Origin of the sequence: Herbaspirillum sp. B65 (assembly GCF_000333555.1) — a bacterium.
Classification (GTDB): Bacteria; Pseudomonadota; Gammaproteobacteria; order Burkholderiales; family Burkholderiaceae_D; genus Herbaspirillum; species Herbaspirillum rubrisubalbicans.
In genome coordinates, this window is the sequence record NZ_BADI01001076.1 from 1 (window position 1) to 10,506 (window position 10,506).

At 66.1% G+C, this 10,506-nt stretch carries 7 protein-coding genes and 1 riboswitch; all 7 genes read right to left on the minus strand.

All coding sequences use genetic code 11. From position 1 onward, the window contains the following. Positions 1-25: 25 nt before the first annotated feature. Positions 26-1,921, minus strand: a complete 1,896-nt coding sequence (locus I5W_RS25565) for a precorrin-8X methylmutase (protein WP_083893631.1) — start codon at positions 1,919-1,921, stop codon at positions 26-28. After that, the gene (locus I5W_RS25570) at positions 1,918-2,655 is read right to left on the minus strand and encodes a cobalt-precorrin-7 (C(5))-methyltransferase (protein ID WP_244216492.1); all 738 of its coding nucleotides are present in this window, start codon (positions 2,653-2,655) and stop codon (positions 1,918-1,920) included. The genes I5W_RS25565 and I5W_RS25570 overlap by 4 nt, the downstream gene beginning before the upstream one ends. Continuing rightward, on the minus strand, positions 2,652-4,652 hold the full coding sequence (locus I5W_RS25575) for a putative cobaltochelatase (protein WP_044531365.1): 2,001 nt from the start codon (positions 4,650-4,652) through the stop codon (positions 2,652-2,654). Before I5W_RS25575 ends, I5W_RS25570 begins: the two co-directional genes overlap by 4 nt. Further along, positions 4,649-8,824: a cobaltochelatase subunit CobN gene (locus I5W_RS25580; RefSeq protein ID WP_044531366.1), complete on the minus strand. Its 4,176-nt coding sequence runs from the start codon at positions 8,822-8,824 to the stop codon at positions 4,649-4,651. The genes I5W_RS25575 and I5W_RS25580 overlap by 4 nt, the downstream gene beginning before the upstream one ends. Continuing rightward, complete coding sequence (locus tag I5W_RS25585) at positions 8,790-9,131, minus strand: (2Fe-2S) ferredoxin domain-containing protein (RefSeq protein WP_026051898.1); 342 nt, start codon at positions 9,129-9,131, stop codon at positions 8,790-8,792. Before I5W_RS25585 ends, I5W_RS25580 begins: the two co-directional genes overlap by 35 nt. 37 nt (positions 9,132-9,168) lie before the next feature. Next, on the minus strand, positions 9,169-9,903 hold the full coding sequence (locus tag I5W_RS25590) for a CbtA family protein (RefSeq protein ID WP_044531367.1): 735 nt from the start codon (positions 9,901-9,903) through the stop codon (positions 9,169-9,171). A gap of 10 nt (positions 9,904-9,913) precedes the next feature. Then, positions 9,914-10,120, minus strand: a complete 207-nt coding sequence (locus tag I5W_RS25595) for a CbtB domain-containing protein (RefSeq protein WP_017450317.1) — start codon at positions 10,118-10,120, stop codon at positions 9,914-9,916. 145 nt (positions 10,121-10,265) lie between these two features. Next, positions 10,266-10,494: riboswitch (cobalamin riboswitch) on the minus strand. Between the last annotated feature and the right edge of the window lie 12 nt (positions 10,495-10,506).

Genomic DNA, 10,506 nt, shown 5'->3' on the forward strand with positions numbered 1-10,506 from the left:
CTTTTTACGACGACAACGGGACAATTCAGAATGGATAGGCGCTGGCCTCCTGCTTGACCGTGATCCACTTCCACTGGGTGTACTCTTCCCAGTCGGCCGGGCCGCCCACGCTGGTGCCGTTGCCGGCGATGCCGGGGCCGCCGAAGGGATTGATGCATTCGTCGTTGACGGTCTGGTCGTTGACGTGGACCATGCCCTGGCGCAGTTGCGCGGCCACCGCCATGGCCCGTCCTACCGAGCGCGAGATGACGCCGGCAGCCAATCCACCCTGGTTCTGGTTGGCCAGGGCAATGGCTTGCTCCTGGCTGTCATAACAGATCACGCTGGCCACAGGCCCGAAGATTTCTTCATCAAAAACGCGCATCCCCGGCTTCACATCCGCCAACACGGTGGGCTGGTAGAACAAACCTTCATATGTGCCGCCAGCCCAGGGCGATCCGCCGCGCGTGCCGCTGTTGGTGATGCGCGGCACTTGCAGGCAGCGACGCAGTTCGTCCTTGCTCTCGCGGGTACCGACAAAGCCCACCGGCAAGCCGATCACCAGTTGCGGCCGCCAGCCATGCTCGCGGATGAGCCGCACGGCTTCGGTGATGGCGGTAGGGGCGTCACCGATGGCCAGCACCAGGTCGTTGCCGAACTTTTGCCAAGCGCGACGAATGCCGGCCGCCGAGCGGGTCATGCCGAGGTTCTGCGCCATCAGATGCGATTCGGGATCATGCACCCCGCACCAGGTTTCAATGCCCAGTTGTTCCAGCACAGCGCGTTTCAAGCCGGTCTGCACCATGGTCACATCCGTTACTACTCGCTTGGTGCGCAGCAGCGCCTTCATGCCGGCCTGGGCCGCACCAGCGGAGAAATAGATTTCATCGGCCACCGCAAAGTCGCCACTGGTATGGACCAGGCGCTGCAAGACCGTCAGGTGTTGCGTTGGAAAGCCGCTCCAGTCGCGCCCGGCCTGGATGATCTCCATGCTCTCGGCCTCGATCGGATGCGGCACATAAGGTGCGGTACGTGCGGGTAGCGACGCGGCCTGCTCGCGCGCCGACAGGTCGCGCACCGGCAGATGATGGGCGCGTTGCGGCTCGCCCACCTGCTGCTCGAAACCGACGATCTGCACCCGGTACTTGCACAGCGTGCAGTTCATGGCAGCACGACCTTCGGCCGCTTCGCACGCGCGTTCCAGCATGACGTCAGCCACATGCGCGTGCACCCCCAGGTAGGAGGCCTTGAGCACTTCCACGCCCGGTTCGCGCTGCGCCAGTTCGTCGGCGGCGGCATAGATGCGCTTGACCAGCACGCCATCGAAGAGGAAGAACGGCAGCACCACCAGCCGCTGCCAGCCTTCGCCGGCGGCCTGTGACAGCCCCTCGCACACCAGCGGCGTGGCGGTACCGGAGAAGCATACCTTGACGCCGCCAAAGCCCATGCCCTCCTGCACCATGCGCGCCAGCTTGGCGATCTCGCCATTGGCGTCGGGATCGGTGGTGCCACGACCGACCAGTACCAGGCAACTGTCCTGGCGATGGATGATCTCCTCGGAGCCGGCCTCGGCCTCCACCACGCGCTGCTGCACCAGTTGCAGCAGCAGCGGGTGCAGATCCATCGGCGCACCGAAGTGGAAATCGACCTGCGGATAATCACGCGCCAGGGCCAGCAGTTCGGCCGGCAGGTCGTTCTTGGCGTGGCGTGCCCCCAGCAGCACACCGGGGACCACGGCCACCTCACTGGCGCCATCTTCGATACAAGCCACAGCCGCCTGGGCGATGGTGGGAGCGGCAAATTCCAGGTAGCCATGGCGCACGATGCGCTCGCCCGCACGCTCACGCACCAGTTCCACCAGCGCCTCGAATTGGCGCAGGGAATCGGGGTCGCGGCTGCCGTGGCCGGCGATCACCACGGCTGACTTGCGCGCACTGCTCATGCCGGCACTCCACTGGCCGTCTGTGGCGGCGGTTCGATCTGGCTGGCCATGGGCGTCAAGGTGCGGATGAGCATGATGCTCATGTCGCTGAATTCGATGCCGGCGCAGTCGGCCAGCTTGCCGTGCCATTCGGCGTCGCCGCGGGTCAGGTTTTCCCAGACCTCGGTGGGGTGGTCGGGACTGACGCCCTGTTGCAGCAAATAGCTGGCGATATGGCGCGGCATGAAGGAACGTGCCGCATCCCACGGACAGGGGATGACGATGGCATTGCGACCATCGTTCAATACGTTCACCAAATGGCGCTTGAAGGGCTCCAGATCGCCGCGCCGGTGGAAGGTGATGAAGGTAGTTTCATCAAAGCACACACGCGCCTTGGAAGCCAGGATCTGGGCCGAAGAAATGCCCGGCAGGGTTTCCACGCGGTGGCCGCAGGCGCGCTCCACGCGCTCCAGGTACTGGAAGCCGCTGAAGTGGATATCGCCCATGAAGACCACCACGCAGCGCTTGCCGGCATGATGCAGGGCCGCCACTTCATCGAGCTTGGCGACCTGGTCACGGTAGCCCATCAACACCACTTGTGCGGTCGGCGGGATCAGTTCCTGGACCACGTCCACCACGGCATTGAAACCGGCCACCACGTCGGCATTGCGGATGAGCTCGGCGCCGCGCATGGTGAGATAGGAATGGTCGCCGGGGCCGGCACCGATACAGATGATCACGTTCTTTCCTTTCAGCGCGCGCCCAGTTGCGCACGCACGGTCAACGCCAGGGCGTCGCCGGTCAATTGTTCCAGGGTCAGGCAAGGCGCACCCAGCGCCTCGGCCAGTTGGGCCGCACGGCCCAGGCGCAAGTAACCTGATTCGGTATCCAGCACCAGCGCCGGCACGCCTTGCGCGGCCAGCGTATGGGCTGCGGCCAGCGTCTGCGCCCAGGCATCGCCACTGCTGCCGGGCAGGGCCACATTGGCCTTGCCGTCCGAGAGAATCACCAGCAGCGGCGGCGCTTCCTGGCGCGACTGTTGCAGCAGTTGCGCGGCCAGTTGCAGCGCGTGCGGCAAGGGCGTGCGGCCACCGGTGGGCAGTTCGCGCAAGCCCTGCTCGGCCAGGTCGGCACTGCGGGTGGGCGCCAGCAGCAACTGCGCCTGCTCGCCACGAAAAGCGATCACGGCCAGTTGGTCACGCCGCTGGTAAGCATCGGTCAGCAGCGCCAGCACGGCGCCCTTGACGGCTTCCATGCGCCGTTGCGCAGCCATGGAGCCGGAGGCATCGACCACGAAGACGATCAGGTTGGCGCCACGACCGTTGCGCACCTGGCGATGCAGGTCTTCACGCTGCACGCTCAGGCGTTCGCCGGCCGCACCAGGGTCTTCTGCCAGTGCAGCACGCACGGCGGCGCTGCGCAGTGTAGCACCGACGGCCAGGCGCTCTGGATTGGGGTCGGGCACGGCGCGCAGGGCGCTGCCCCGGCTGGCGTCGGCGATGGTGCTGCGGCGGCCACTGGGAAGATGGGCCGCGGTCGCGGGCGTGGCAACCACGCTGATCTTGCGCGCGCTACCGCTGGCGGCGACGGCAAAGGTCTGCTGGCCGCCCTCGCCTTCCTGGTCTGGTGGTGGCTCCGGTGGTTGATCCGGCGATTGATCCTGCTGTTGCGGTGGCTGCTGCTCATCGCCCTTCTGCTCATCGCCCTGCTGCGCTTGGGCAGGCGGCTGGGGCTGGCGTGCCTGGTCCACCAGTTCATCGAGCTGGTCCTGGTCCATGCCGGTCTGCTCGAAGGGCTTGCGGCGACGGCGATGCGGCAGTACCAGCAAGGCGGCTTCGCGCACATCGTCGGGCGTGACCCGTGTGCGAGCCTGCAAGGCGGCGATGGCGCGGGCGGTCTTGTGCATGACGATGTCGGCGCGCAGGCTGGCCACCTCGAACTCGCAGCAGAGATGGCTGATCAGTTCCAGCATGGCATCGTCCAATGCGACCTCAGGCAGCAGGCGCTGGGCTTGGGCGACCTCGGTGCGCAAGGCGTCCTGCTGCGCTTGCCAGCGGCCGGCAAAGGCGGCGGGGTCGGCCTCGAAGGCGATGCGTCGGCGTACCACCTCGGCACGCACGGTCTTGTCGGTGGGCGCAGTCACTTCGACCATCAGGCCGAAGCGGTCCAGCAGTTGCGGGCGCAGGTCACCCTCTTCCAGGTTCATGGTGCCGATCAGCGTGAAGCGGGCCGGATGGCTCACCGACAGCCCTTCGCGCTGCACCGAATTGACACCCATGGCCGCCACATCCAACAGCACATCCACCAGGTGATCGGCCAGCAGGTTGACTTCATCGATGTAGAGAATGCCGCGATGGGCAGCGGCCAGCAGGCCCGGCTGGAACGCACGCTGGCCGCCTTGCAGGGCCTGTTGCAGATCGAGCGAACCCAACACGCGGTCTTCAGTGGCGCCCAAGGGCAAGGTCACGAAGGGTACACTGGCCTGGTGCTGTACCGGTACAGTTTCCGCATTGCAGACTGAACAGGCCGCAGCTGGCTGGCCCGGCGCGCAATGGAAGGCGCAGCCTTGGTTGAGCGCAATCGATGGCAGTACCTGGGTCAGGCCACGGGCAGCAGTACTCTTGGCCGTGCCCTTGTCGCCGCGCACCAGCACGCCGCCGATGCCGGGATCGACCGCACACAGCAGCAGCGCCTGCTTCAGCAGGGGCTGACCGACGATGGCCGCAAAGGGATAGGCATTCACGGCCGTCATTGCATGTCCTTGGTATGTTCACTGCCGCGCACGGTCTCGCCGCGTGCTTCCAGCAGGGCTTCACTGTGCAGGTAAAGTGTGCGTAACTGTTCGATGGTCTGTGCCGGTGGTGTTTGCCACATGCCGCGACTGGCGGCTTCCAGCAGGCGTTCGGCGATGGCGTTCTGGGCCCAGGGATTGGCTTGTTCCAGGAAGGCGCGCATCTCCGGGTCGAAACCGTAGGTCTCGGCCAGTTGCTGGTACATCCAGTCCTCCAGCACCTGCGCCGTGGCGTCGTAACCGAACAGGTAATCGACGGTGGCGGTCAGTTCCAGGCCGCCCTTGTAGCCGTGGCGGCGGATGCTGGCCAGCCACTTGGGATTGACCACGCGGGCGCGGAAGACGCGCAGGGTTTCTTCCTTGAGGTCGCGCACGGCGGCGCGCTGCGGGTCGTGGCTGTCGCCGAAGTAATGGCGCGGCTGCTGGCCGGACAAGGCGCGGATGGTGGCGATCATGCCGCCGTGGTATTGCAGGTAGTCGTCGCTGTCGAAGATGTCGTGTTCGCGGTTGTCCTGGTTGTGCAAGGCCACCTGCACGCCCGAGAGACGCTGGCGGAAGGCCTGGCGCTGGTCCGCACCCTGTACCTTGCGGCCATAGGCGTAGCCGCCCCAGTTGATGTAGGCCTCGGCGAAGTCGGCCTGGTCCTGCCAGTTCTTTTCCTGGATCAGGGGCAGGATGCCGGCGCCATAGCTGCCGGGCTTGGCGCCGAAGACGCGATAGGAGGCCTGGGCGGCTGCCTCGGCCTGGCCCATGCCGCTGGCCACGGCCGCTTGCAGGTCGCGCAGGTAATGCTTGCGCACGAAGTTCATGTGCTCCGGTTCATCGGCGGCAATGGCCAGTTGCACGGCATCGTCGATCAGTTCGATCAACTGCGGGAAGGCATCGCGGAAGAAGCCGCTGATGCGGGTGGTGACATCGATGCGCGGACGCTGCAACTGCGCCAGCGGCACCAGTTCGACCCCGGCCACCTGGCGGTTACCCTCGCGCCAGATCGGGCGTGCACCCATCAGCGCCAGGATCTGCGCCACATCGTCGCCATGGGTACGCATGGCGCTGGTACCCCAGATGCTGATGGCCACGCTCTCGGGATAGTCGCCGCTCTCGCGGTGATGCCGTTGCAGCACTTCCAGCGCCAGTTGCTGGCCCACGCGCCAGGCCGATTGCGAGGGCACGCTGCGCGGATCGACCGAATAGAAATTGCGACCGGTGGGCAGGATATGGGCCATGCCACGCGTGGGCGAGCCACTGGGGCCGGCCGGGATGTAGCCGCCGCGCAGGCCATGCAGGAGATTGCTGATTTCTTCCTCGGTGCGCAGCAGGCGCGGCACCAGTTGTTCGCAGGTGAAGACCAGCACGCGACGCAAGGCGCTGGTGTCGCTGGCCTTGGTCTGGATCTGCGCAGCGGTGCGCTTGACGGGTGCAGCAGCGGGCGCGGCGGCGGAACGCGACAGGCTGCGCATGGCCCCCAGCACACTGCCCGGCCCCTTGGCCAAGGCCGGTTGCAGGCGTGGCTGGTGCTCTGCCGGGGCCTTTTGCAATGTCCCCAGCACGCTCTGAAGCACGTCGTCGATGGCGGTCACGGCAAAGCCATGCTGTTGCAGCGCCTGCATTAGGGCCAGGCACAGTGCATCGATGGCTTCCAGCGCATCGGCGCGGGTGACGATGGCACGACCGGCAACGCGGGCCAGGGTATCGTCGATATTGAGGCGACGGCCCTTGTGTTCCAGCAGCATGTCCAGCGACAGGCCGAAGAGCTTGGCCAGTTCTTCCTGCAAGCCCGGCAGGTCCTGGTTGGGCAGGCGGGTCAAGGCCACCAGCATGTCGGGCATCTGCTGCGAATCGGGCGTGCGGCCCAGGATGTGCAGGCCGTCGCGAATCTGGGCCGCGCCCAGTTCGCACAGATAGCCGTCCAGATCCTCGATCAGGTGGGCCACGCCGGCACCGTCCAGTTCGGTCAGTGCGTGCGGCAGTTGGTCTGCTTCGTGCGCATGGTCGTGATGCGCATGATCGTGGTGATCATGCGCGCCGTGGTCGTGATGGTGGTGATGACCATGATGATGATGCCCGTGGTCATGGTCATGGTCATGATCGTGATGCAGCAGCTTGAACTGCAGATCGGTATCCAAATTGGTCTGTCGCACCAGTTCCCAGATCTGCTGTTGCAGCAGCGGCAGCTTGGACGGGTCCAGCACCTCGACCTGGTAGTACTCATCCACCAGTTGCGTCAACTGCGCCAATGCGCCGTAGCTGTCGGCGGTGGTCATCGGCGGCGTCAGGTGGTCTACCACCACGGCATGGGCGCGACGCTTGGCCTGCGAGCCCTCGCCGGGGTCGTTGATGATGAAGGGATAGAACAGCGGGACGTCGCCCAGCAGGGCATCCGGGAAGCATTCTTCAGATAATCCCACGCCCTTGCCGGGCAGCCATTCCAGAGTGCCGTGTTTGCCGACATGGACGATGGCATCCGCGCCCCATTCTTCATCCAGCCAACGATACAGGGCGTAGTAGTGATGGGTCGGCGCCAGGTCGGGCTGGTGGTAGATGGCGTCCGGGTCCATGCCATAGCCGCGCGGCGGTTGCAGCGCCACGAAGGCATTGCCCAGGTCGAGGCCGGCGATGACCAGATGCTGATCATGCACGTAGGCTTGCCCTGGAGCGGCGCCCCACTGCCGTTGCATCCGCGCCTGCAAGGCGGGCGGCAAGGCGGCGAACCATTGCGCATAGCGCTGTGCCGGGATGCGCGCGGCGGCGCGGCGCAACTGGTCTTCGGTGAGCAGGATATCGTCGTAGGAGCAGCGGTCCACCAGTTCGTGGATCAGTGCCGTGCCGCTGGCGGGCAGTTCGTCAATGGCATAACCCTCTGCGGCCAGGGCGCGCAGCACGGCCATCAGGGACTCGGGCGCATCCAGGCCTACGGCATTGCCGATCTGCGCGGCCTGCTGTGGNNAATTGTGAAAGATGAAGGCGATACGTTTTTGCGCATTGGGCGTGCGGCGCAAACGCACCAGTCGCTGCGCCAGACCGGCGATGCGGCGCACGCGATCGGCCAGCGGCTGGTAATGCACGGCGCCGGTTGGCGTACTCTGCTTGAAGGACAGCGGCACGCCGATGATGCGTCCATCGAACTCGGGCAGGACCACGTTCATGGCGGCGTCCAGCGGATTCATGCCGCGTGTGGAATGTTGCCACTGTGCCTGGCTCATGCCGCTGGTGATGGCTTGCAGCACCGGGATGTCCAGTTGTTCCAGCACCGAGACCGACCAGCCAGCGGGGGTGACACCGCCTGCGGTGATCTCGCCCATGGCAAAGGAGGTGGTGTTGAGGATGAGATCGACCTGCCCGGTGGCGAAATACGCCAGCGCCGGGGGCAAAGCCTGGGCATCGGCAGCCGAGATGCGCAAGGAGGAAGTAAACACCGGCAGTACGTCCATGCCACGCGCTTCCAGCGCCGCCACCAGCGCATCGATGAAGCCGGTATTGCCCGACAGCCAGTGCGCCCGATAGAAGATGATGCCCACCGCCGGCTTGCCGCTGGGCGCCTGTGCGCGCAGGCCGAGCCAGTCGGCGATGCCGGCGCCCTGCTCCAGGTCGGGATGATAGAGGCCGTGTTCCGGCAAGGCTTGCGCCGGTTCGTAGCCATAACCACTCAAGAGCAGGCGGTCCGACAGGCAGCGCAGCAACTGCGCCAGGTTGACGCTGCCGCCGCCGTTGAAATAGGCCAGCGCCTGTTGCTGCACGTCGGCCGGGGCGGTGGAAGTGGCCGCCAGTTCGGCATCGGGCTCGCCGGTGCCGGACAGCACGATCAGTTGCCGTCCTTGGGCGCGCGCCAGGCGCAGCAGTTCGGGGAAGCCGGATACCGCACCCAGAGGCCCCAGGATGCGCAGCACGATCACCTGGGCACCGGCCAGTTCGGTGCGCAGCAGGGCCGCCAGCGTGCGCAGCGGCTGGCCGTCTTCATCAGTGTGGGCTTGCAGTCCTTGCAGGTCGTAGCCGGCCACGGGCGGGAAATCGGCCGGCAACTGGCCGCGTGCTGCCGCCAGCATGGCCAGGTCGGTGGGCGCGTGCGTGAGCAGCACAATCCGGGCCAGGGCCAGGGCGTCAGACATCGCTGGCCTCCGTCTCAGGGTGGACATCGCCGCTACCGAGGCGGTGGAAGATCAGGTCCGTGACTTCGCGCCCGCCTTCCAGGTGCTCCACCACCACGCGTTCGATGGCGCTGGCATCTTCGCAGCGATACCACACGCCCTCGGGATAGACCACCACTACCGGGGCCTGCGCCTTGCAGGCCACCATGCAATGGGTGCGGGTGCGCTTGACGCGCAGTTCGGGACGGGCATCGATCTGTTCGCCCAGCACGCCGAACATGGCTTCGGCCAGCACCCCATTGTCGGTGCAGCGCGGGCCCACGCACATCAGTACGTGGCGGTGATGAGTTCTCATGACTTCTCTTTCAAAGGCGCCGCGACGCCGGCGTTGCTCAGCCGAACCGGCGATAGAAGAAACCGGTCAGGCCGCCCAGGGCCAGCCAGAATACGGCATTGGCCAGGGCGGTGGCGTGGATGAAGGCTTGTGCCAGTTCTTCCGGTGCCACGCTGCCATGGACCTCGGGCTGGGGCGCGCCGACCAGGTGCGGCACCACCAGCAGCAGCACGCCCACCAGCTTGTAGGGCCAGCCGCGCATAAAGACGAACAGGCCCAGGCTGGCAGCCGTCATGGCCGCCGTCATCACCCACCACAACTGGCGTGCGTGCAGCGGGGCGGCCAGGGTACCGGGTACTTCCGGGGGCAGGCCCAGCGAAGGGGCGACGAAGAACACGCCGTAACCGGCCAGGCCCCACAGCAGGCCGCTGCGCCAGCTGATGGTGCGACCGCTCAGGGCAAAGGCGGCGACCAGCATCAGCGCAAAGCCTACCGCCATGCTGACGTTGGCCAGCACGGTGTAGCCGGTGCGCTCGGCACCATCGGCGGGCTCCCAGGCGTCGGCGTCGTGGGCATGTTCATGGGCGTGGGCGCTGGTGGCGGTGGCCTGATCATGATCATGGTCGTGCTGCTGCGCCTGGGTGACAGCAGCCTCGCCAGCCTTTTCATATTCCTCGGCCTTGAGGATGATCTTTTCGACCTGGAATTGCTGCACCCCCGAGAGCAGCACGCCCGACAAGGCGCCTGCGATGACCACGGCCGAGGCCATGCGTCTGAATACGGTCCAGTTCATCAGGCGCTCCTCAGTGGCAGGGGAAGCCGGCCGAGTGACGGCCATCGTGGGCGGCATTATGCAGCTCGACCTTGGAGGCGAAGCCAGCGCCGTAGATCAGTGCCACGCCCAGCGCGAAGGCCAGCAGCGCGGGCGCGATGCGGTCGCGCCAGACCTGGCTGGCCGATGCGGTGGAGTCGATGCTGGGGCTGGTCTTGAGACCGGAAGTATGGGACATGCGTTTTCCTTGGGCGGTTGATGTGAACGAAGTACGCCACACGGCAGCGCCCATGCATCATCCCGCCGCCCATCGCAGCGGGCAGCACCGAGTCACAGTGACGGGAAATGATGGAAGCTTTCCGCATGATCGCCCTCCGCGATGCATTCAAGAGTTGCCACTGGCCGGTCTCCGGGCTGGCGAGCTGAAGCCTGGGCTTCGGGACAGGCACCTTCCCATGCACTTGGCACAGTGGCGTCTTGCCTGTCTTGGCTCGCTTACCGTTGCGGGGGCAGCGCCGGCTTGGGGCGACGCTGTTTGCGCCGACCGCACCGGCTTCCCGTTTCAATCCCGAACGCGGCTGCGCGCGGGATACCAGAAGCAATGCTNAGGGGCAAAGAAAAGGC